A 21487-nucleotide genomic window follows, 5' to 3' on the forward strand; every position below is an offset into this window, starting at 1 on the left:
AGCTTCCCCCCGGGCGTCGCCGCCCGTCAACGCGCGGCGGGGCGGGCCCGGCGCGGGCGCCTCACAGCAGGTGGCCGCCGCCGTCGACGAGGAGCACCTCGCCGGTGATGTACGAGGCACCGATGAGGTCGAGGACCGCCTCGGCGATGTCCTCGGGCCGTCCGACGCGGCCCAGCGGGAGGCGTCCCGCGACCTCTTCCATGGCCGCCCCGATGCCCTCCACCCCGTCGAACCAGGGGGTGTCGATCATGCCGGGCGCGACGGCGTTGACCCGCACGGCCGGGCCGAGCGTCTTGGCGAGCAGCTTGGTCATGTGGTTCACGGCGGCCTTGCTGACCGCGTACGGGATCGAGCTGCCGCTGGGGCGCACGCCCGCCTGCGAGGAGATGTTGACGATGCTGCCCGTGCCGCTCGCCCGCAGGTGCGGGACGGCCGCGGTGATGGTCTGCCACACGCCGATGACGTTGACGTCGTAGAGCTCGCGCCACACCTCGGGGCGGGCGGCGTCGAGGTCGTCGTGGTCGATGAAGCGGGTGGTGCCCGCGCAGTTGACCAGGATGTCCAGGCGGCCGTACGTGTCGACGGCGCTCTGCACCAGCCGGGCGGCGTCGGCCTCGTCGGCGACGCTGGCCTGCACGTAGACGGCGTCGGGGAGTTCGGCGGCGAGCTGGCGGCCCGCCTCCACCGAGCGCGCGGAGTTGACGACCACGCGGATGCCGGTGGCGGCCAGGCGGCGGGCGACGGCGGCGCCGATGCCGGACGAGGAGCCCGTCACCAGTGCGACCCGCCGCTCGCCCTGTTCCGCCGTGTGCCCGCCGTCGCCTGCCGTACCGCCGGCGCTGTGCTGGTTGCTGTTGTCGTTCATGTGCCTTAAGCCTCTGTGTCCGTCCGGCCTGTCGGCGCCCGCGCCGATCATGCCAGACGGCCGCCGGGGCGGCCGGACGGGCGCCCCGGAGCGGCCCGGGCCGCGCTCCGGGTCAGCCCGGCCAGCGGCCCGTCAGGCGCCGCACGCCGACCGCGCCGCCGCGGTCCACGGCCGCCTTGACCACGGCGAAGATCGCGCCCTGCAGTGCCGCGGCGGCGAGGATCTCGCCCCAGGCGCGCTCCTCGTCGTGGGCGTCCGGCGCGTCGTCCTCGTGCGCCACGGCCTTCCAGGTCCGCCGGAACAGCGCGCCCGCGAGCGCGCCGCCGAGCATGCCGAAGCCCATGCCGAGCGGCTTGTAGAGCAGCTTGGTCCCGCTCATCGGCGGCCTGCCCGCTTGCGGCGGCGCAGCGCGGCGACGGCGAGCAGGAGGCCCGCCCCGGCCGCGAGGAACGTCTTCGGGTGGCGTCCGCCGGTCCGTACGACACCGCTCGCCGCGTTGCGCACCGGCTCGGGCGTGCCGTCCTGCACCCGGCGCGCGACCTCGGCCACCTTCTCCTCGGCCTGGACGACGGCCTGGTGCTCCTCGGCGCGGGCCTTGCCGCTGAGCACGGCACCCTTGGCGCGTCCCGCGCCCTCGGCGGCGAGGTCCTTCGCCCGCGCCGCGCCCTCGATGGCCTTGTCCTTGGCGCGTCCCGCGCCCTCGGCGGCCTTGTCCTTGGCGCGCGCGGCGCCGTCGGCCGTCGCGCTGCGTGCGTGGCCCGCCTCGTCGGTGGCCTTGCCCCTGGCGCGCGCCGCCTGCTCCGTCACCTTGTCCTTCACCTGTGCCGCCGTTCCTCGCACTTGTCCCTTGACCACGTCGGCCCGGTGTTTGGCGCGGGCCTTCACGTCCGCCTTCGCGGCCAGTTCCTGCACGGTCTCGCCCAGGTCGCCGCGGGTCTCCTCGATCTGCTTGCGCAGTTCGTCGGAGCCCTGCAGGCCCGGATCCTTCGCGTCCTTCGCGTCCTTCGGGCTGTTCGTCATCGGTGCGCCCTCTCCTTGATCTCCTCGACGTCCGCCTTGACGCTGTCCATCGCCGCCTTCGGCACCGGCGGTACGGCGCGGGCGAGCTGGCTGCGGCCCATCGCGCCGAGCACTCCCGCCACGACGAAGAGCACGCCGGTGACGATGAGGGCGGCGCCCCACACGGGCAGCGTCAGTGAGAGCGCCGCGATCGCGGTGGCCGCGAGCGCCATGACGCCGACGTAGGAGATCGCGCCGGCCGCGCCGAGCAGTCCGCCGCCGCGGCCCGCGCGTTTGCCCTTGGCGGCCATCTCGTGGGCGGCGAGCCGCATTTCCTGGCGCACGAGTTCGGAGAGCTGTGCGGTGGCCCGTTCGACGAGTTCTCCCACCGAGTGCTGCGCGTGGTCGCGCGTGGGCTGTTCGCCCGTGGTCCCGGTCACAGTCCGCCTCCCTTCTGGCTGGGAGGTCCGGGTACCCGTCCCGCGCCGGGCTATCCCCGCTGATCGCCGGTGAAGCGCGCCAACTCCGACTGGAACCAGTCCAGTCGCGCCTGGAGCAGCGCCGCCTCGGCCATCAGCTCGGGCATGCCGAGCCCCGGCGGCTCCCCGCCGGACGACTCCGGGGCGGCGAGGACCCGCAGCCCCTGTCCGGCGAGCCGCGCGAACTCCGCGGGTGTCAGCGCCGCCCGGCCGCCCCGGCACCGCCCGCACGCCGACTCGACCACCCGCCACCCGGGCCTGCCCCAGCCCGCGTCGGCCAGCAGCACGGCCGCGGCACCGCACGGGCAGGGCGGCAGGGTCGCCGTGCGCACCCGCTGGCGGGCGTAGCGAAAGCCCCGCTCGAAGCGGATGTACGCGCCGAGGACCGTCACCTCCAGGAGGGCCGCCCTGCGGTGTTCGGCGGTGCACAGCAGGGCCTCGGCCGTGGCGCGGTCGTGCACGCAGTGGAAGCCGCAGTCGCAGCGGCGGTGCGGGGCGCGGTGGCGCCGGCCGTAGACGCAGCCGGCCTCGTCGAGCACGCCGTAGGGCAGTCCCGCGCCGAGGGAGACGCCGGTGAAGCCGGCCCGGGTGCCGTCGTGGGACAGCACCGGGCGGGCGATCTTGTATCCGGTGGGCGGCTCCGTCGGGCGTTCCTCGGGGAGCCGCAGCCTCATCGGGCGGCGGCCTCGACCGGCCGGTCGGGGACTGTCGACTCGCGCTGTTCGGTGGGGGGTTCGGGGGCGGCGGCGCGGTGGCCCGCGGCCTGCTCGTCGTGCGTGGACGGCTGTTCCGCGGCGATTCCGGTGGCGAGTGCCTTGCCGAGCCTCATGACGCCTCCTAGGGACCGACTGTCACCGACTGTCCCGCCATAGTGACCCACACAGGGGCGAGTTGGCACCAGTGCCTGTCGCGCCTCGCCGCTCTTCCGGGTAGCTCTTCCGCCCGGTACTCCGTAGGAGAATTGACCGGTACCTCGTAGGAGAATTAAGTGGAGCTTCAGCGTCGGTGCGCCGAGACTGCCGACATGACCTCCCGAACCGCCGCGCCCTTCGGCCGCGCCCTCTGCGCCATGATCACGCCCTGCACGGACACCGGCGCCCTCGACCTGGACGGCGCCCAGCGCCTCGCCGACCACCTGGTGTTCCGGGGCTGCGACGGGCTCGTGCTGTCCGGCACGACCGGCGAGTCGCCGACCACGTCGGACGCCGAGAAGACGGCGCTGGTACGGGCGGTGACCGAGGCGGTCGGCGCCCGCGCGTCCGTCGTCGCGGGCGTCGGCAGCAACGACACCCGGCACACCGCCGAGCTGGCCCGCCAGGCCGAAAAGGCGGGCGCGCACGGCCTGTTGGTGGTCACGCCGTACTACAGCCTGCCGCCCAGCGAGGCCGTCGAGGCGCACTTCCGCACGGTCGCCGACGCGTGCGGTCTGCCCGTCCTGCTCTACGACATCCCCGGCCGCACCGGAACCCGGATCGGGACGCGGACGCTGCTGCGCCTCGCGGAGCACCCGCGCATCGTCGGCGTGAAGGACTGCGCGTACGACCTTCTCGGCAGCCAGCAGGTCATCTCCCGAACGGAGTTGGCGTACTACGCGGGCTGCGACGAGTTCCTGCTGGCGCTGTACGCGGTGGGCGGCGCGGGCTGCGTCAGCACGGTGGCCAACGCGCTGCCCGGCCTGCCCCGGGCGGTCTTCGACGCGTACGACGCGGGCGACACGGAGGCCGCGCGCCGGGCCCAGCTGGCCGCCACCCCGCTGATCGCCGCGATGACGGCGGCGGATCTGCCCGGCACGGTCACCGCGAAGGCGCTGCTCGGCGCGCTCGGGCTGCCCGCGGGTCCGGTCCGGGCCCCGCTGCTGCCCGCCGACCGCGGCACGGTCGACGGGCTGCTCGCGGCCTACGAGGAGGCGCGGGGCGGAGGCGGGGGCGGGCAGGACTGACCCGCACAGGAGACTCCCGTACGAAGAAGGCTCAGGACGCGACGCCCGCACCCGTGGCGGTCTTGCGCGTCGCGGGGAAGCCCGTGCCCTTCGTCCAGCGCAGCGTCTCGCCGCCCCCGCTGAAGGTGACCTTCTTGCCGCCGGTGGCGACGACGATCTTCTCCCAGCCGTCGAAGTTCTTCGTGAGGTGCGTGGCCCACTTCGTCAGCGGCCCCACGGCCACCGCGGCGACGGACTCGGTCGGCGGCTCGCCGTCCGCGCAGTACACGCCGAAGTCGGCGAAGGCCGCGACGGTGCCGTCCTTGGCCTTGAGCGTGATGCCCTGGCAGGCTTCGGTCTTGGTCTTGTACACGACGGCGGGCTTGGACCACCCCTTGGCGGTGGGGCTGTAGTCCTGCACGAAGAGGCCCTTGGCCTTCATGTAGTGCATGGCCACGCGGCGCCCGTCGGTGAGCTTGACCTGCGCGTTGAACGGGCTCGGGCTGCCGCTCCAAGGGATGTCGCTCTTGCGCAGCGGATAGCTGTGGTCGCCGGTGGCGGCCCGGTCGACCTGCTGCGCGGCCGCGCCGACGGCGTCGCCGCGGGACGGTGCCTGCCCGGCGCTCTGGCCGCACCCGGCCACCAGCCCGAACACCGCCACCGCGCCCAGGGCCAGAGCCCGTGCACCCGTTCTGTTCATGTCGTTCCCCCTGCAGAGCCGAAGAGCCTAAGACTCGAAGAGCCACAGCGCCCGCGAATCGGGCGCCCAGTGCGCTCAGTGTGCCCCATGGGACCTCCGCGGGCCGCCGTGTGCCACGGGCGGGTCCGGTCGCGCACGAGCGCCCTCCCGCGGCCGTGGGGCCGTGGAAGGGCGCTCGCCGTCGGACCGGGCGGCGGCCGTACGTCACGGCCGCGGGCGGTCAGTTGTGGCTGTGCAGGACCTCGTTCAGGCCGCCCCACACCGCGTTGTTCGGACGGGCCTCGACGGTGCCGGTGACCGAGTTGCGGCGGAAGAGGATGTTCGAGGCGCCGGAGAGCTCGCGGGCCTTGACGATCTGGCCGTCGGGCATCGTCACGCGCGTGCCGGCGGTGACGTACAGGCCGGCCTCGACGACGCACTCGTCGCCCAGCGCGATGCCGACGCCCGCCTCGGCGCCGACCAGGCAGCGCTCGCCGATGACGATGCGGACGTTGCCGCCGCCGGACAGCGTGCCCATCGTGGAGGCGCCGCCGCCGATGTCCGAGCCGTCGCCGACGACGACGCCCGCGGAGATGCGGCCCTCGACCATGGAGGTGCCGAGCGTGCCCGCGTTGAAGTTCACGAAGCCCTCGTGCATGACCGTGGTGCCCTCGGCCAGGTGCGCGCCGAGGCGGACGCGGTCGGCGTCGGCGATGCGGACGCCCTTGGGCGCGACGTAGTCCGTCATGCGCGGGAACTTGTCGATGGACGTCACGGCGAGGTGCAGGCCCTCGGCGCGGGCGTTCAGGCGGACGGTCTCGACGTCGTCGACGGCGACCGGGCCCAGCGAGGTCCAGGCGACGTTGGCGAGGAGGCCGAAGAGGCCGTCCAGGTTCTGGCCGTGCGGCGTGACCAGGCGGTGCGAGAGCAGGTGCAGACGCAGGTACGCGTCGTGCGCGTCCAGCGGCTTCTCGTCGAGCGAGGCGATGACCGTACGTACGGCGATGATCTCCACGCCACGGCGGGCGTCCGGGCCGACGGCCTTGGCGGCGCCCGCACCGAGCAGTTCCACGGCACGCTCGGCGGTCAGCCGCTCGGTGCCGGCGGGACCCGCTTCGGCGACGAGCTCGGGAGCGGGGAACCAGGTGTCGAGAACGGTGCCGTCGGTGGTGACGGTGGCGAGGCCTGCGGCGACGGCGCCGGTGGTGCGAGAAGCATTCGTGTCGGTCATGGGTGAAACCTAACCGGAGGTGCGGCGCGCGGGCGAACCGGTCTCAGGGTCCGGGCTCCGCACCGCCGCCGCCCCCGGTGCGCCCCCGCCGTCCGCCCCCGGACCGCCCGGCGCGCCCGGACCCGGCCGGTGCCCCCAACCCATCTCCCTTGCGCGTCCCACGGCCCGCCGCCGGCACCGCGCACCCGCCCGGCCCGGAGGGCATCGGGGCGGCGCCCGGGACGGTCAAGCAGGGGTCGGCAGCAGCCGGTTGAGCACCTCGCGCGTGTACGCCTCGTCGTACTCGCCGCCGGTGAGCAGCACCTGGAGGCAGATGCCGTCCATCAGGGCAATGAGGGCGCGCGCGGTGACCGGATCGGTGCGGCGCACCAGGACCTCGGTCATGCCCCAGCACCATTCGGCGGCCACCGGGCGCAGCGCGTGCCTGCGCATCGCGGCGAGATAGAGCTCGTACTCCAGTTCGGCGCCGGAGCGCCCCATCGCGAACCACGCGCCGAGCAGCCGCGCGAGCTCCGCGGCGAGGTCGGCGTCCGGGTCCTCGAAGGCGCTGCTGGCAGCGACGGCCTTCGCGAAGCCCTCGCTCGCCTGCCGCAGCGCGGCGACCATCAGGTCGTCGAGCGTCTTGAAGTGGTACGTCGTGGAGCCGAGCGGCACGTCGGCCTCGGCGGCCACCGAGCGGTGGCTGAGCCCGGCGATCCCCTTCGCGCCGACCACGCGGATCGCGGCGTCGATGATGCGCTGGCGGCGCTCGGGGTCGTAGCGGCGGGGCATCAGTGCGCCCCGCCGAGGTTGAGCACGACGACCCCCACGATCACCAGCGCGATCCCGGTGATCTTGACGAGGCCCGCGGACTCCCCCAGGAACAGCATGCCGATCACGGCGACGGCGGCGGTGCCGATGCCCGCCCAAATGGCATAGGCGGTCCCCACGGAGAGCGTCTTGAGGGTCTGCGCGAGCAGCGTGAAGGCGAGCAGATAGCCCACGACGGTGATCAGGGAGGGCCACAGCCTGCTGAACCCCTCGCTGTACTTCATGGCGGTGGTCCCGGCCACCTCCGCCGCGATGGCCGCGGCCAGCAGTGCGTATCCCATGCGTACGAGTGTACATATCGATGCGTACGGGCGTACGCAACTGTCCGGAACCCGAGCGGCGCGCAGCGTGTGGCGGCCGTCCGGGCCTTCGCCGAGGCCGTGCGGCGGCGCGGGTGACACGCACGAGGGCCCCGGCACGCATGCCGGGGCCCCCGTGGGCGGTCGTACTCCGTGACCTGGCGGTCGATCGGCTCAGACGTTGAACCCGAGCGCCCGAAGCTGCTCGCGTCCGTCGTCCGTGATCTTGTCCGGGCCCCACGGCGGCATCCAGACCCAGTTGATCCGGAGTTCGTTGACGATGCCGTCCGTCGCGGACTTCGCCTGGTCCTCGATGACGTCGGTCAGCGGGCAGGCCGCAGACGTCAGCGTCATGTCGATCGTGGCGATGTTGGCGTCGTCGACGTGGATGCCGTAGATCAGGCCGAGGTTGACGACGTCGATGCCCAGCTCGGGGTCGACGACGTCGTACAGCGCCTCACGGACCTCCTCCTCGGAGGCCGGCTTGGTCGTCAGTGTTTCGGGCGTACCGTTCTCGCTCATGCGGTCTTCCTCTCAGCGACGTCGGCGCCGTCGGTACCGAGCGCCTGGGCCGTCGCGTCCTTCCACGCCATCCAGCTCAGCAGCGCGCATTTCACCCGCGCCGGGTACTTGGAGACCCCGGCGAACGCGACCGCGTCCTCCAGGACCTCCTCCATCGCGTCGTCCGGCTCCACCTTGCCCTTGGACTGCATCAGCTCCAGGAAGACCTCCTGGATCTTCTGGGCCTCCGCGAGCTCCTTGCCGACCAGCAGGTCGTTCAGGACCGACGCGCTGGCCTGGCTGATGGAGCAGCCCTGCCCCTCGTACGACACGTCGGCGATCGTCGACCCGTCGTACTTCACGCGCAGCGTGATCTCGTCGCCGCACGTCGGGTTGACGTGGTGCACCTCGGCGTCGCCATCGCGCAGACCACGCCCGTGGGGGTGCTTGTAGTGGTCCAGGATGACTTCCTGGTACATCGAATCCAGCTTCACGTTCCCAGCCAGCCCCTCAGCCGAAGAAGTTCCGTACGTGCTCCAGGCCGTCGACGAGAGCGTCGATCTCGCCGGGCGTGGAGTACAGATAGAACGACGCTCGCGTGGTCGCAGGAATTCCGTAGCGCAGGCACACGGGGCGCGCGCAGTGGTGGCCGACGCGGACCGCGATGCCCTGCTCGTCGAGGACCTGGCCCACGTCGTGCGGGTGGATGTCGCCGAGCGTGAAGGAGATCGCGGCGCCGCGGTCCTCGGCGGTCGACGGACCGATGATCTTCAGGTCCGGGACCTCGAGGAGACGCTTGACCGCGTACTCGGTGATCGCGTGCTCGTGCGCGGCGATCTTGTCCATGCCGATCGCGGACAGGTAGTCCACGGCCGCGCCCAGGCCCACGGCCTGGGAGACCGGGGGCGTGCCCGCCTCGAACTTGTGCGGCGCGGGAGCGTACGTCGACGAGTGCATCGACACCGTCTCGATCATCTCGCCGCCGCCGAGGAAGGGCGGCAGGTCCTCCAGGAGTTCCTGGCGGCCCCACAGCACGCCGATGCCCGTCGGGCCGAGCATCTTGTGGCCGGTGAAGGCCACGAAGTCGGCCTGCAGCGCCTGCACGTCCAGCGGCATGTGCGGGGCGGCCTGCGAGGCGTCGATCAGGACGAGCGCGCCGACCTCCTGGGCGCGGCGCACGATCGCCTCGACCGGGTTGACCGTGCCCAGGATGTTGGAGACCAGCACGAAGGAGACGATCTTCGTCTTCTCGGTGATGACCTCGTCGATGTTCGAGAGGTCGAGCCGGCCGTCGTCGGTCAGGCCGAACCACTTCAGCTTCGCGCCGGTGCGCTGCGAGAGCAGCTGCCACGGCACGATGTTGGAGTGGTGCTCCATCTCCGTGATGACGATCTCGGTCTCGTGGTCCACCCGGTAGGGCTCGTCGGCCCAGCCCAGCATGTTGGCCACGAGGTTGAGCGACTCGGAGGCGTTCTTCGTGAAGATCACCTCGTCGCGGCTGGGCGCGTTGATGAACTCCGCGACCTTGTCACGGGCGCCTTCGTACAGCGCCGTGGCCTCCTCGGCGAGGACGTGCACGCCGCGGTGAACGTTGGCGTTGTGCTGCTCGTAGTACTCGTTCAGCACGTCGAGGACCTGGCGCGGCGTCTGGGAGGTCGCCGCGTTGTCCAGGTACACGAGCTTCTTGCCGTCGTGGATCGTGCGATCCAGGATCGGGAAGTCCTTGCGGATCGCCTCGGTGTCGAGGAGGCCGGAAAGCCCCTGGTGGGCCACTGTCACGCGGATGCGCCACCCTTCGTGTAGGCCTCGTAGCCCTCGGCCTCGAGCTTGTCGGCGAGCTCGGCGCCGCCGGACTCGGCGATGCGGCCGTTCGCGAAGACGTGCACGAAGTCGGGCTTGATGTAGCGCAGGATGCGCGTGTAGTGCGTGATCAGCAGGGTGCCGACCTCACCGCTCTCCCGGACGCGGTTGACGCCGTCCGAGACCTGGCGCAGCGCGTCGACGTCCAGGCCCGAGTCCGTCTCGTCGAGGATCGCGATCTTCGGCTTGAGGAGCTCCATCTGCAGGATCTCGTGGCGCTTCTTCTCACCGCCGGAGAAGCCCTCGTTCACGTTGCGCTCGGCGAAGGCCGGGTCCATCTGGAGCTGCTCCATCGCGGACTTGACCTCCTTCACCCAGGTGCGCAGCTTGGGGGCCTCGCCGCGGATCGCCGTCGCCGACGTGCGCAGGAAGTTGGAGACCGAGACGCCGGGGACCTCGACCGGGTACTGCATGGCGAGGAACATGCCGGCGCGGGCGCGCTCGTCGACGGACATCTCCAGGACGTCCTCGCCGTCGAGGGTGACGGTGCCCTGCGTGATCGTGTACTTGGGGTGACCCGCGATGGAGTAGGCGAGCGTCGACTTGCCGGAGCCGTTCGGGCCCATGATGGCGTGGGTCTCGCCCTGCTTCACGGTCAGGTCGACGCCCTTGAGGATCTCCTTGGTGGAGTTGTCGGCCTCGACGGTGACGTGCAGGTCCTTGATTTCAAGCGTTGCCATGGGTGCCTCAGGACTCCTGGGAAGGGGAGGCGTGCACGTCAACGAGTACATCGCCCCCTTCGATCTTTACGGGGTATACGGGGACGGGGCGCGTCGCGGGGAGGCCGGACGGCTTGCCGGTGCGGAGGTCGAAGCTGGAGCCGTGCAGCCAGCACTCGATCTGACAGTCCTCCACCTCGCCCTCGGAGAGCGAGACGTTCGCGTGCGAGCAGATGTCGTGGATCGCGTACACCTCGTCCTCGGTGTGGACGACCGAGACCGGCGTGCCGTCGAGCTCCACCCGCTTGGGGGTGTCCTTCTCCAGCTCGCTCAGGCCGCAGGCGCGTACGAACGTCATGCGACCGTCGCCTCCAGCTCCTCTTCGATCTTGGCGATGAGGCGCTCCTCGACGTCGGGCAGGCCGATCTGCTGGACGAGCTCGGCGAAGAAGCCGCGGACGACCAGGCGGCGCGCGTCCTCCTCGGGGATGCCGCGCGACTGCAGGTAGAAGAGCTGCTCGTCGTCGAAGCGGCCGGTCGCCGAGGCGTGGCCCGCGCCGACGATCTCGCCGGTCTCGATCTCGAGGTTGGGCACCGAGTCGACCCGGGCACCGTCGGTCAGCACCAGGTTCCGGTTCATCTCGTACGTGTCCGTGCCCTCGGCGGCGGCCTCGATGAGGACGTCGCCGATCCACACCGCGTGGGCGTCGTCGCCCTGGAGCGCGCCCTTGTAGACGACGTTCGACTTGCAGTGCGGGGTGTTGTGGTCGACCAGGAGGCGGTGCTCCTGGTGCTGGCCCGCGTCCGTGACGTAGAGGCCGAAGAGCTCGGCCTCGCCGCCGGTGCCCGCGTAGTGCACGCGCGGGTGCAGGCGGACCAGGTCGCCGCCGAAGGTGACGACGACGGACTTGAAGGTGGCGTCGCGGCCGACCAGCGCGTTGTGCTGGGCGACGTGCACCGCCTTGTCGTCCCAGTCCTGGACGGAGACGACGGTGAGCTTGGCGCCGTCGCCGACGAGGAAGTCGACGTTGGCGGCGAGCACGGCGTCACCGGTGTGGTCGATGACGACCAGGGCCTCGGCGAACGCGCCCAGCTCGATGACCTGGTGCGCGAAGGCGGTGCCGCCCTCTCCGTGCACGGAGATGCGGATCGGCTCGGTGAGGACCGTCTCCTTGGGGACGGACACGACCGAGGCCTTCTCGAAGGACGAGTACGCCTGGGCGGCGATGCGGTCGACGGGCTTGCCCGCCTTGCCGACGCGCGCGTCGTCCCGGCCGACGGTCTCCTGGATGACGCCCTCGGGGGCGCTCACCTCGACGCGGATGCCGTCGCTCGCGACCGCGGTGCCGTCGTGCAGCCCGCGCAGGCGCTCCAGCGGGGTGAACCGCCACTCCTCCTCGCGGCCGTGCGGGACCGGGAAGCTGTCCACGTCGTAGGACGGGGGCGCGCTCATGCGGGTAGCGACGGTGGACTCGGCGGCCACCGCGATCGATCCTGCGGTGGTCGATCCCACCGGGATGTTCTGAGCCTCAGCCATGGCTGTCGTCGTGCTCTCTCTCTGCGTAAAGAAGTCTGTCGCTGCGGGGGCCCGGCCGGTTCGCACCGGCCGGGACGCGGCCGGTGTTAACCGACCGAACCCTCCATCTGCAGCTCGATCAGCCGGTTCAGCTCCAGCGCGTACTCCATGGGCAGCTCCTTCGCGATCGGCTCGACGAAGCCGCGCACGATCATCGCCATGGCCTCGAACTCGGTCATGCCGCGGCTCATCAGGTAGAAGAGCTGGTCGTCGGAGACCTTGGAGACGGTGGCCTCGTGACCCATGGAGACGTCGTCCTCGCGGACGTCGACGTAGGGGTAGGTGTCCGAGCGCGAGATCGTGTCGACGAGCAGCGCGTCGCAGAGCACGTTCGACTTGGATCCGGCGGCGCCCTCACCGATCTCGACGAGGCCGCGGTACGACGTACGACCGCCGCCGCGCGCCACCGACTTGGAGACGATGTTGGAGGACGTGTTCGGCGCCATGTGGACCATCTTGGAGCCGGCGTCCTGGTGCTGGCCCTCGCCCGCGAAGGCGATGGACAGCGTCTCGCCCTTGGCGTGCTCGCCCATCAGGTAGACGGCCGGGTACTTCATGGTGACCTTGGAACCGATGTTGCCGTCGATCCACTCCATGGTCGCGCCCTCGTACGCCACGGCGCGCTTGGTGACCAGGTTGTAGACGTTGTTCGACCAGTTCTGGATCGTCGTGTAGCGGCAGCGGCCGCCCTTCTTGACGATGATCTCGACGACGGCGGAGTGCAGCGAGTCCGACTTGTAGATCGGCGCGGTGCAGCCCTCGACGTAGTGGACGTAGGCGTCCTCGTCGACGATGATCAGCGTCCGCTCGAACTGGCCCATGTTCTCCGTGTTGATGCGGAAGTAGGCCTGGAGCGGGATCTCGACGTGCACGCCCTTGGGGACGTAGATGAACGAGCCGCCGGACCAGACGGCGCTGTTCAGCGACGCGAACTTGTTGTCGCCGACGGGGATGACGGTCCCGAAGTACTCCTTGAAGAGCTCCGGGTGCTCCTTCAGCGCCGTGTCGGTGTCCAGGAAGATGACGCCCTGCTCCTCCAGGTCCTCGCGGATCTGGTGGTAGACGACCTCGGACTCGTACTGGGCCGCGACACCGGCGACGAGGCGCTGCTTCTCCGCCTCGGGGATGCCGAGCTTGTCGTACGTGTTCTTGATGTCCTCGGGCAGGTCCTCCCAGGAGGCCGCCTGCTTCTCCGTGGAACGCACGAAGTACTTGATGTTGTCGAAGTCGATGCCGGAGAGGTCCGAGCCCCAGTTCGGCATGGGCTTCTTGTCGAAGAGGCGCAGGCCCTTGAGGCGGAGCTTGGTCATCCACTCCGGCTCGTTCTTCTTCGCCGAGATGTCGCGGACGACGTCCTCGTTGATGCCGCGCTTGGCAGAGGCACCGGCGACGTCGGAGTCGGCCCAGCCGTATTCGTAGGTGCCCAGACCCTCGAGCTCAGGGTGGGCAGTCTCCGTGGGGAGCGTCATGCGGGGTTCCTCCCGGCCGTGCTTGCTGATGCTGATGTGGTGGTCCGTGTGGTGCTGCTGCCGTCGCCCGTGCCGGTGCCGCTGCGCGGGATGAACGTCGTGCAGACGCCGTCTCCGTGGGCGATCGTGGCAAGGCGCTGCACATGCGTGCCGAGCAGCGTGGAGAAGATTTCGGTCTCCGCCTCGCACAGTTGCGGGAACTGTTCGGCGACATGGGCGACCGGGCAGTGGTGCTGGCAGAGCTGCTCGCCGACCGGTGCGCTGCGCGCCGTAGCAGCGTACCCGTCGGCGGTCAACGCCTTCGCCAGAGCCTCGGTGCGCCGTTCGGGGGGTGCTGCGTCCATGGCCCGCTGGTAGACCTGCGCCTGGGCGGCGATCCGGGCCCGGGCGAATTCGACGACCGCGCCCTCGCCGTGCTGCTCGGTGATCCACCGGAGCGCGTCCGCCGCGAGCTTGTCGTAGGACTGGTCGAAGGCGTCCCGCCCGCAGTCGGTCAGGGCGAACACCTTGGCCGGCCTGCCCCGGGTCCGTGCGCCGTAGACGCGCTGGTCGCGGGGTTCCACGACGTTCTCGTGGGCGAGGGCGTCCAGGTGCCTGCGGACGGCCGCCTGGGTGAGACCGAGGCGCGCCGCGAGGTCGGCGACGGTGGACGGGCCGTGATCCAGGATGGACCGCGCGACACGGTTGCGCGTCGAGCGCTCACCGGTCGCGAGTTCCTCCTGCGGAGCCTCGCCAACGTTTTTCACAACGCCATTGTTGCGTAATTCCTCAGAGCCTGACAACCCACGCCGGAAGCGCCCCCTGGTGCGCTGCATCACTTAGGCATACCTAAGCTGACCTGCGGAAACGATCACTGATCGATCAAATCGGTGGCGCGCGCGAGGCCGGTGCAGCACACTCCTGAACCATGCCGACACCCCCTCCCACCGGCCCTTTGTGCACGCGCGACTCCCTCGCGAAGGAGCTGCGCGCCCTCGGCGTCCGGCCCGGCGAGACGCTCCTCGCGCACACCTCGATGCGCGCCCTCGGCTGGGTCAGCGGCGGCGCGGTGGCGGTCGTCCAGGCGCTCCTGGACGCGCTCGGCCCCGACGGCACCCTGGTGGTCCCCGCGCAGTCCGGGGAGAACTCCGACCCGGCGCAGTGGCGGAACCCGCCGGTGCCCGAGGAGTGGTGGCCGCGGCTGCGCGCGTCGCTGCCCGCGTACGACCCGCTGACCACCCCCACCCTCGGCGTCGGGGTGGTCCCGGAGGCCGTGCGCACCTGGCCCGGCGCGCGGCGCAGCGCGCACCCCCAGACCTCGTTCGCGGCCCTGGGTCCCGCCGCCGCCACGCTCACCGCCGGGCACGCCCGCGACTGCCGGCTCGGCGAGCGCAGCCCCCTGGCGCGCCTGGAGAAGGCCGGTGCCCGGGTCCTGCTGCTGGGCGCGGGCTTCGCCTCCTGCACCGCCTTCCACCTGGCCGAATACCGCATCCCCGGCCCCGATGAGGAGAACTCCTTCGCCGTCATGACGTCCCAGGGCCGCCGCTGGCGGACGGTCAGGGAGCGGTCCATCAGCGACGAGGGCTTCGCGGAGCTCGGCGAGGCCTACGAGAAGGAGGGCGGGGTCGTACGGGGCTTCGTCGGCGGCGCGGTGACGCGGCTGTTCCCCGTGGCGGACGCCGTCGCGCACGCCGAGCGCTGGCTCGCCCGGAACCGGCCGCGGCCGGCCTAGCGCGGCGGTGATCCCGCGCGGAGGTCCTCCCGGCAGCGGCCTTCCTCGCGGCGCAGTCCGCTCAGAGGTCCTCCTCGCGCTCGGGGCGTCCCATGAACCAGTACGACCCGGCCACCAGGAGACCGCCCCCGACCACGTTCCCCGGCACTGTGAAGAGCAGGTTCCGCAACAGGTCGGAGAAGCCCGTGCTGCCGTCGAAGAGGGCGAGGGCGAACACCGCCATGTTCGCCACGCAGTGCTCGAAGCCCACCGCGACGAAGACCAGGACCGGGATCCACAGCACGAAGATCTTCGCGCCGTCGCCCTTGGCCCGGTAGAACATCCAGATGGCCAGGCAGACCAGGAAGTTGCAGAGCACCGCGCGCCAGAAGAGCTGACCGCCGGCCAGCGCCTCCTTGCCGTGCACCATCTCCGCGAGCATCGCCCGCGCGGACGGCGTCGACGTCACGCCCGAGGCGTGCACCATGGCGCCGAAGAGGAAGGCGCCCACGAGGTTGCCGACGAGCGAGAGCACCCAGCTGCCGACCAGGTCGCGCGCGCCCGTCCGGCCGGTCAGCGCACCGATCAGCATCACCATCACATTGCTGGTGAACAGCTGCGCGCCCGCGAACATCACGATCGTCAGGGCGATCGGGAAGACCGCGCCCTCCAGGATCTTGACGGCCGGCGAGCCCGCGGCCACGAACGGCGACACCGCCACCAGGAGCAGCACCTCGCCGATCCCGATGTACGCGCCCGCGAGGACGGCGGAGACGAAATAGCGTGGAGTGCGCCGCAGGTCGTGGGCCTTGTGGGCCGCCTGTTCGGACGTCTCCTCGACGTTCTGCGCGATGCTGGTCACAGATCGACGCTAGGTCCCGCCGGGCCGCCGCGGCGCCGGAAAAGGTCACCAGAACGCCGGAAAAGGTCACCGGCCCGAGGACCGGCGCCCCGCGCGCCCGGGACCTCGGGCCCGTCCCTAGACTGGCTCACCATGCGCAACGAGCCCGCCCGTCCGTCTCCCGACCGCCGCCCCGCGAGTGGACGCTCCGCGTCGCACCCCGTTGTCGCGATCACGAATCTGGTCAAGCGGTACGGGACCAAGACCGCGGTCGACGGTCTCGACCTGACGGCCGGAGCGGGCATCACCGCCGTCCTCGGCCCCAACGGCGCCGGCAAGACCACCACGATCGAGACCTGCGAGGGCTACCGGCGGCCGGACTCCGGCACCGTCCGCGTCCTGGGCCTGGACCCGGTCCGCGAGGCCGACGCGCTGCGGCCCCGCATCGGCGTGATGCTGCAGTCCGGCGGCGTCTACTCCGGCGCCCGCGCCGACGAGATGCTGCGTCACGTCGCGAAGCTGCACGCGCACCCGCTGGACGTGGCCGCCCTGATCGAGCGCCTCGGCCTGGACAGCTGCGGCCGCACCACCTACCGGCGCCTGTCCGGCGGCCAGCAGCAGCGCCTCGCGCTCGCGATGGCCGTGGTCGGCCGGCCCGAGCTGGTCTTCCTCGACGAGCCGACCGCGGGCCTCGACCCGCAGGCGCGCCGGGCGACCTGGGACCTCGTACGCGATCTGCGCCGCGACGGCGTCGGCGTCATCCTCACCACGCACCACATGGACGAGGCCGAGGAGCTCGCCGACGACGTCGCGATCATCGACGCGGGCAGGGTCATCGCCCAGGGCAGCCCCGACGAGCTGTGCCGCGGCGGCGCGGAGAACACGCTGCGCTTCACCGGCCGCCCCGGCCTCGACGTGGGCTCGCTCCTCAAGGCGCTGCCCCCGGACTCGGCGGCGGCGGAGCTGACACCCGGCGCCTACCGCGTCAGCGGCACGGTCGACCCGCAACTGCTCGCCACGGTCACCTCCTGGTGCGCCCAGCACGGGGTCATGCCGGAGAAGATCGCAGTCGAACGCCACACCCTGGAAGACGTCTTCCTGGAACTCACGGGCAAGGAGTTGCGCTCATGACGCAGGCCCCCACCTCCGTCGGCCGCGGGGCCGCCGGGACGTACGCGCCGGCGCCGGGTGCCGCCCCGCTCCCCCGCATGATCGCCGCGCAGGCGGCGCTCGAGACGAGGATGCTGCTGCGCAACGGCGAACAGCTGCTGCTCACCGTGGTCATCCCCGCCCTCCTGCTGGTGCTGTTCAGCGCCGTCGACATCGTCGACACCGGCAAGGGCGAGGCGGTCGACTTCCTCACGCCGGGCGTCCTCGCGCTCGCCGTGATGTCGACGGCCTTCACCGGCCAGGCCATCGCGACCGGCTTCGAACGCCGCTACGGCGTGCTCAAGCGGCTCGGCGCCTCGCCGCTGCCCCGGTGGGGCCTGATGACGGCGAAGACGCTCTCCGTCCTGGTCACCGAGGTCCTGCAGATCGTGCTGCTCACGGTCATCGCCTTCGCGCTCGGCTGGTCGCCGCACGGCAACCCCGTCTCCGTCCTGCTGCTCCTGGTGCTCGGCACGGCCGCGTTCTCCGGGCTCGGCCTGCTGATGGCGGGCACCCTCAAGGCCGAGGCGACGCTCGCCGCCGCGAACCTCGTCTTCCTGCTGCTCCTCCTGGGCGGCGGCGTGATCGTCCCGCTCGACAAGTTCCCCGACGCGGCCCAGACGCTCCTCGGCCTGCTCCCCATCTCGGCCCTCTCGGACGGCCTGCGGGACGTCCTGCAGCACGGCGCGGGCATCCCGTGGGGCGACCTCGGGATCCTCGCGGTGTGGGCGGTGCTCGGACTCGGCGCGGCGGGGCGGTTCTTCCGCTGGGAGTGAGCCCGGAACCGGGAGTGAACCCGGAACCGGGAATGAGCCGGGAACCGGGAGTGAACCCGGAACCGGGAATGAGCCGGAACCCGGGAGTGAGCCGGGAACGGCCGGTTCCGGGCCCCCGGCCGCCGCGGGCCCGAGCCCGGGTGGCCCGTCCGCGAATGACGTGAGCGCGGAACGGGCACTCCCGTTCCGTGGCCGACACCCCGGCATCAGCCGACACCCCGGACTTACCCGGACCGCGGCGGACCCGCGCCCTGCAGCCGCTGCTGCACGACGTGGTGATCTGCGTCGCCGCGCCCGCGTTCGCCGCCTCGTCCCGCGACGGCCAGCTCCGCGGGGCCCGCGCCGACGGGTTCTACGACCACGACCGGCGACTGCTGCACACCCTGTGCCTGCTGATCGACGGCCGTGAGCCGGAACCGGTCGGCGTCCAGCCGCTCGGCCCCGACCGGGTGCGCTTCACCTCCGTGCACCGCTACCCGAGCGACCGCACCGACGACCCGACGCTGATCGTCGAGCGGGTGCGCACCGCGGGCGAGGGCGAGAGCGTCCTGCTGCGCAACGTCGGCACCGTCGCCCGTCCGCTGCGCGTCGAACTGACCGCCGCCACCGACCTCGCCGACATCGCCGACGTGAAGCGCGGACTCACCGGCCGGGCCGTGCCGCCGACCGCGCCGGACGTCCCGGCGGCGGCCCTCGACTGGAGCTCGGCCACCGGCCGGGCCCGGGTCAGGGCCGTCGAGTGCCCCGAAGCCCCCGAGACCGTCGCGGGACCGGCGGGCGGCACCTTCACCTGGGCCCGGGTCGTGCTGCCCGCGGGCGGCTCCTGGCGGATCCGGCTCGCCGTCACGGGCCGCGCGGTACCCGCCCCGCCGGGCCACCCCGTCGCCGCGTCCCCGCACGTGCCCTGGTCGGACCCGGTGGTCCGCGGCGACCGGCGGCTGATCGCGCTGGTCCGCCAGGGCCTCGCCGACCTGCGGGCGCTGCGGCTCGCGGACGGTTCGGGCCGCCGGGCCGCGCCGGGCGACGACCAGTTCATCGCCGCGGGCTGCCCCTGGTACCTGACGCTGTTCGGCCGGGACTCCCTCTGGTCGGCCCGGATGCTGCTGCCGCTGGGCACCGAACTGGCCCGCGGCACCCTGTGGACGCTCGCCCGCCGGCAGGGCACGGTCCACGACGAGTTCCGCGAGGAGGCGCCGGGGCGGATCCTGCACGAGCTGCGCCCCGCCGAGTCGCAGCACGGCCACGGTCTGCTGCTGCCCGCCCACTACTACGGGTCCGTCGACGCGACGCCGCTCTTCGTCTCGCTGCTCGTCGACGCCTGGCGCTGGGGCCTGCCCGCCGCCGACGTCGACGGCCTGCTGCCGTACGCGCGGCGCGCCATGGACTGGGTGGTGCGCACCTGCGACCAGGACCTGAACGGGCTGCTGCGCTACTACCCGCGCCCCGGCGGGCTGCTCCACCAGTCCTGGAAGGACTCCGCGGACGCGGTGCGCGACGCGGCGGGCCGGCACGTCGAACCGCCGCTGGCCCTCTGCGAGGTGCAGGGCTACGCCTACGAGGCGGCGCGGGGCCTCGCCGACCTGCTGGCCTCGCGCGGGGCGGCCCGCCGGGCCCGGGAGCTGCGCACCTGGGCCGCGGGGCTGCGCGCCCGCTTCGCCGAGGCCTTCTGGATCGACAGCAAGGAGGGGCCCGCCGCGCGCTACATCGCCATCGCGGTCGGCCGCGGCCTCGACCCGGTCAGCGGGCCCGCGTCGAACATGGGCCAGCTGCTCGGCACCGGCATCCTGGACCCGCAGGGCTGCGCCGACGTCGCCGCCTGGCTGGCCGCGCCCGAACTGAACTCCGGCTGGGGCCTGCGCAGCCGGTCCGCCGCCGTGCCGGGCTTCAACCCGCTGAGCTACCACGGCGGTTCGGTGTGGACCCACGACACGGCGATCGCCGTCCAGGGCCTGTGCGCCTCGGGCCGCCACGCGGAGGCGGCGACCCTGACCGACGGCCTGCTCGACGCGGCGGTGCACTTCTCGTACCGCATGCCGGAGCTGTACGGCGGCGACGCCCGCACGGAGACGTCCCCGGCCCCGCTGGCCTACCCGGCGGCCTGCCGGCCCCAGGGCTGGTCCGCGGCGTCCGGCGTCGCCGTGCTCGCGGCCCTGCTCGGGCTGCGCCCGGACGCGGCACGGCGACGGCTGCGGCTGGCCCCGGTGCACCCCGGGCTGCTCGGCCCGCTCGCCGTGTCGGGGCTGCGCCTGGCGGGCGCGGAGCTCGGGGTGCGGACCGGCCGGGACGGGCGCACGACGGTCACCGGACTGCCCGACGGCTGGCGGGTCGAGACCGGCAGGGCGGCGGGCGCACAGCCGGGGCCGGGCGCCGGTTCAGGCACCGGCGCGGGCGCCGGTGGCGAGCACGGCACCTGACGCTCCGTCCGCCGGGGCGAGCAGCGCGCGGTAGTCGTCCTGCATCCGCTCCAGGTAGATCTCGCACAGGTCGAAGTGCTCCTTGACGTGGGCCCGCCCGCGCAGGCCCATCAGCCGTGCGGTGGCGCGGTCGTCGAGCAGCCCGGCGAGGCGCTCCGCGAGCTGCCGCTCGTCCCGGCGGGGCACCAGGTAGCCGATCACGCCGTCGTCGTCGACGCCCTCGTCCAGGCCGCCCATGCGGGTCACCACGACGGGCCGGGCCGCGCACATGGCCTCCAGCGGGGCGAGTCCCATCGGCTCGTCGAATACCGAGGGATAGACGACGACGGTGGACTCGGCGTAGCGCTCCGGCATTTGGTCGACACCTGCTTCCACGAAATCCACGTGGGGGCCGAGACCGCGCTTTTCGATCTCCTTCTCGAGGTTTTCCCGGAAGCCGATCTTCTCGCCGTGGAAATCGACCGTCTGCCGGGTGTCCGTCAGGACGAGCCGGGGCGTGAATGCGCACATCCGGTTCCGCACGATCAGATCGAGGGCGCCGAGCGCGAGCATGGCCCCCTTGTCGGGGATCAGCCGTGCGGGCAGCAGGATCGTGCCCTGCTGGGGGGTACTGTCGAGGGGGGCGACCGTCGCGTACGGAGTGGTGTCGATGCCCAGGTAGGCGCGCTCGGCGTCGACCCCGAGGATGTCGGCGCAGGCGGTCCGCATGAAGGCGGAGACGGCGTAGTGCTTGTCCCAGCGCGACGCCTTCAGGGCGCGGTCCCGGCTCTCCGGCTCGTCCCAGATGCTGTGGTACGTGTGGCAGAGCACGAGCCCGAGCGGGCCGCGCAGGGCTTCGAGGGCCCGGGCGGGGGCCTCGCTGAAGTGGTGCAGATTGTGGCCGTGGACCAGCCGGATGCCCCGCTCGGACAGCACGTCGGCGAACCACTGGATGAGCCGGTCCCGGTCGCCGGGCTCGCGCTCGACCCGGGCGAGGTCGAGCGCCGGGTGGGTGAGGACCTCCACCCCGGGTTGACCGGGCGTGTGCGCGCCGGGCGTCCCGGTGAGCACGGTGACGCGGTTTCCCCGGCGCGCCAGCAGCCGCGAATAGTCCCAGAGGTGGGATTCCACCCCGCCCACGCAGGGCGGAAAGGACCAGTGGATCAACGCGATGTGCATCCCGTTTCCCGGGGGTCGATCCTGCGCGCCGAGATCCATGCCGCCTCCGTACCGTCGAATCCGCGAAGCGCAGATGCTAGCCCCAGATTCCGCTGCGGCCGTATTCCGGCCGGCA

Annotated in this window: 25 protein-coding genes; 5 read left to right on the top strand and 20 right to left on the bottom strand. The window is 72.3% G+C overall.

The annotated features are described in order from the left end of the window. Window positions 1–61: 61 nt before the first annotated feature. The 6 genes from ACFYXE_RS32940 to ACFYXE_RS32965 form a co-directional block, all read right to left on the bottom strand. Entirely contained in the window at window positions 62–865 is an 804-nt protein-coding gene (locus tag ACFYXE_RS32940; RefSeq protein ID WP_389318936.1) for an SDR family NAD(P)-dependent oxidoreductase, read from the bottom strand. Between the two features lie 112 nt (window positions 866–977). Continuing rightward, complete coding sequence (locus ACFYXE_RS32945; protein ID WP_361176196.1) at window positions 978–1244, bottom strand: DUF4235 domain-containing protein; 267 nt, start codon at window positions 1242–1244, stop codon at window positions 978–980. After that, the gene (locus tag ACFYXE_RS32950) at window positions 1241–1885 is read right to left on the bottom strand and encodes a DUF3618 domain-containing protein (RefSeq protein WP_389318939.1); all 645 of its coding nucleotides are present in this window, start codon (window positions 1883–1885) and stop codon (window positions 1241–1243) included. The genes ACFYXE_RS32945 and ACFYXE_RS32950 overlap by 4 nt, the downstream gene beginning before the upstream one ends. Next, a complete protein-coding gene (locus tag ACFYXE_RS32955) occupies window positions 1882–2304 on the bottom strand; it encodes a phage holin family protein (RefSeq protein ID WP_361176192.1) in 423 nt (140 codons plus the stop codon). Before ACFYXE_RS32955 ends, ACFYXE_RS32950 begins: the two co-directional genes overlap by 4 nt. 50 nt (window positions 2305–2354) lie before the next feature. After that, entirely contained in the window at window positions 2355–3017 is a 663-nt protein-coding gene (locus ACFYXE_RS32960) for a hypothetical protein (RefSeq protein ID WP_389318941.1), read from the bottom strand. Continuing rightward, a complete protein-coding gene (locus ACFYXE_RS32965; RefSeq protein WP_389318943.1) occupies window positions 3014–3172 on the bottom strand; it encodes a hypothetical protein in 159 nt (52 codons plus the stop codon). The genes ACFYXE_RS32960 and ACFYXE_RS32965 overlap by 4 nt, the downstream gene beginning before the upstream one ends. Before the next feature lie 195 nt (window positions 3173–3367). Here ACFYXE_RS32965 and dapA point away from each other — a divergent pair, with 195 nt between their 5' ends. After that, a complete protein-coding gene (gene dapA, locus ACFYXE_RS32970; protein ID WP_389318945.1) occupies window positions 3368–4282 on the top strand; it encodes a 4-hydroxy-tetrahydrodipicolinate synthase in 915 nt (304 codons plus the stop codon). A gap of 31 nt (window positions 4283–4313) precedes the next feature. Here the strand turns inward: dapA and ACFYXE_RS32975 are convergent, their stop codons facing one another. The 12 genes from ACFYXE_RS32975 to ACFYXE_RS33030 all read right to left on the bottom strand — a co-directional run bounded on the left by ACFYXE_RS32975 (window position 4314) and on the right by ACFYXE_RS33030 (window position 14090). Beyond that, entirely contained in the window at window positions 4314–4961 is a 648-nt protein-coding gene (locus ACFYXE_RS32975) for a hypothetical protein (RefSeq protein WP_389318947.1), read from the bottom strand. Between the two features lie 220 nt (window positions 4962–5181). Continuing rightward, window positions 5182–6171 (bottom strand): 2,3,4,5-tetrahydropyridine-2,6-dicarboxylate N-succinyltransferase, encoded by a 990-nt coding sequence (gene dapD, locus ACFYXE_RS32980; protein ID WP_361176183.1) that lies wholly within the window; start codon window positions 6169–6171, stop codon window positions 5182–5184. A gap of 225 nt (window positions 6172–6396) precedes the next feature. Continuing rightward, a complete protein-coding gene (locus ACFYXE_RS32985) occupies window positions 6397–6942 on the bottom strand; it encodes a TetR family transcriptional regulator (protein ID WP_361176181.1) in 546 nt (181 codons plus the stop codon). After that, on the bottom strand, window positions 6942–7262 hold the full coding sequence (locus ACFYXE_RS32990) for a multidrug efflux SMR transporter (RefSeq protein ID WP_361176179.1): 321 nt from the start codon (window positions 7260–7262) through the stop codon (window positions 6942–6944). Before ACFYXE_RS32990 ends, ACFYXE_RS32985 begins: the two co-directional genes overlap by 1 nt. Window positions 7263–7454: 192 nt before the next feature. Next, window positions 7455–7802: a metal-sulfur cluster assembly factor gene (locus tag ACFYXE_RS32995; protein ID WP_361176177.1), complete on the bottom strand. Its 348-nt coding sequence runs from the start codon at window positions 7800–7802 to the stop codon at window positions 7455–7457. After that, the gene (gene sufU / locus ACFYXE_RS33000; protein WP_361176175.1) at window positions 7799–8275 is read right to left on the bottom strand and encodes a Fe-S cluster assembly sulfur transfer protein SufU; all 477 of its coding nucleotides are present in this window, start codon (window positions 8273–8275) and stop codon (window positions 7799–7801) included. The genes ACFYXE_RS32995 and sufU overlap by 4 nt, the downstream gene beginning before the upstream one ends. 16 nt (window positions 8276–8291) lie before the next feature. Further along, complete coding sequence (locus ACFYXE_RS33005; RefSeq protein WP_389318950.1) at window positions 8292–9560, bottom strand: cysteine desulfurase; 1269 nt, start codon at window positions 9558–9560, stop codon at window positions 8292–8294. After that, window positions 9557–10321, bottom strand: coding sequence for a Fe-S cluster assembly ATPase SufC (gene sufC, locus ACFYXE_RS33010; protein ID WP_361176171.1), 765 nt, complete (start codon window positions 10319–10321; stop codon window positions 9557–9559). The genes ACFYXE_RS33005 and sufC overlap by 4 nt, the downstream gene beginning before the upstream one ends. A gap of 7 nt (window positions 10322–10328) precedes the next feature. Continuing rightward, a complete protein-coding gene (locus tag ACFYXE_RS33015) occupies window positions 10329–10658 on the bottom strand; it encodes a bifunctional 3-phenylpropionate/cinnamic acid dioxygenase ferredoxin subunit (protein WP_361176169.1) in 330 nt (109 codons plus the stop codon). Continuing rightward, complete coding sequence (gene sufD / locus ACFYXE_RS33020) at window positions 10655–11836, bottom strand: Fe-S cluster assembly protein SufD (protein ID WP_361176167.1); 1182 nt, start codon at window positions 11834–11836, stop codon at window positions 10655–10657. The genes ACFYXE_RS33015 and sufD overlap by 4 nt, the downstream gene beginning before the upstream one ends. An 86-nt stretch (window positions 11837–11922) precedes the next feature. Then, window positions 11923–13344 (bottom strand): Fe-S cluster assembly protein SufB, encoded by a 1422-nt coding sequence (gene sufB, locus ACFYXE_RS33025; RefSeq protein ID WP_389318953.1) that lies wholly within the window; start codon window positions 13342–13344, stop codon window positions 11923–11925. Next, entirely contained in the window at window positions 13341–14090 is a 750-nt protein-coding gene (locus ACFYXE_RS33030; RefSeq protein WP_361176163.1) for an ArsR family transcriptional regulator, read from the bottom strand. The genes sufB and ACFYXE_RS33030 overlap by 4 nt, the downstream gene beginning before the upstream one ends. Window positions 14091–14251: 161 nt before the next feature. Here ACFYXE_RS33030 and ACFYXE_RS33035 point away from each other — a divergent pair, with 161 nt between their 5' ends. Beyond that, the gene (locus tag ACFYXE_RS33035; protein WP_389318956.1) at window positions 14252–15055 is read left to right on the top strand and encodes an aminoglycoside N(3)-acetyltransferase; all 804 of its coding nucleotides are present in this window, start codon (window positions 14252–14254) and stop codon (window positions 15053–15055) included. A 61-nt stretch (window positions 15056–15116) separates the two neighbouring features. On the opposite strand, the gene ACFYXE_RS33040 is transcribed toward ACFYXE_RS33035, so the two are convergent. Then, complete coding sequence (locus ACFYXE_RS33040) at window positions 15117–15896, bottom strand: formate/nitrite transporter family protein (RefSeq protein ID WP_389318958.1); 780 nt, start codon at window positions 15894–15896, stop codon at window positions 15117–15119. Window positions 15897–16028: 132 nt separating this feature from the next. Between ACFYXE_RS33040 and ACFYXE_RS33045 the strand changes: the two genes are divergently transcribed. From ACFYXE_RS33045 to ACFYXE_RS33055, 3 genes are all read left to right on the top strand, one after another. After that, on the top strand, window positions 16029–17006 hold the full coding sequence (locus tag ACFYXE_RS33045) for an ABC transporter ATP-binding protein (RefSeq protein WP_389318960.1): 978 nt from the start codon (window positions 16029–16031) through the stop codon (window positions 17004–17006). Beyond that, window positions 17003–17800 carry an ABC transporter permease gene (locus ACFYXE_RS33050; protein WP_389318962.1) on the top strand — a complete coding sequence of 266 codons (798 nt, stop codon included), beginning with the start codon at window positions 17003–17005 and terminating at the stop codon, window positions 17798–17800. Before ACFYXE_RS33045 ends, ACFYXE_RS33050 begins: the two co-directional genes overlap by 4 nt. A 188-nt stretch (window positions 17801–17988) precedes the next feature. Continuing rightward, on the top strand, window positions 17989–20214 hold the full coding sequence (locus ACFYXE_RS33055) for a glycogen debranching N-terminal domain-containing protein (RefSeq protein ID WP_389318964.1): 2226 nt from the start codon (window positions 17989–17991) through the stop codon (window positions 20212–20214). On the opposite strand, the gene ACFYXE_RS33060 is transcribed toward ACFYXE_RS33055, so the two are convergent. Beyond that, entirely contained in the window at window positions 20173–21372 is a 1200-nt protein-coding gene (locus ACFYXE_RS33060) for a glycosyltransferase family 4 protein (RefSeq protein ID WP_389318966.1), read from the bottom strand. The genes ACFYXE_RS33055 and ACFYXE_RS33060 overlap by 42 nt on opposite strands. Between the last annotated feature and the right edge of the window lie 115 nt (window positions 21373–21487).

The sequence above is a fragment of the Streptomyces sp. NPDC002564 genome, from assembly GCF_042889645.1.
Lineage (GTDB): Bacteria > Actinomycetota > Actinomycetes > Streptomycetales > Streptomycetaceae > Streptomyces.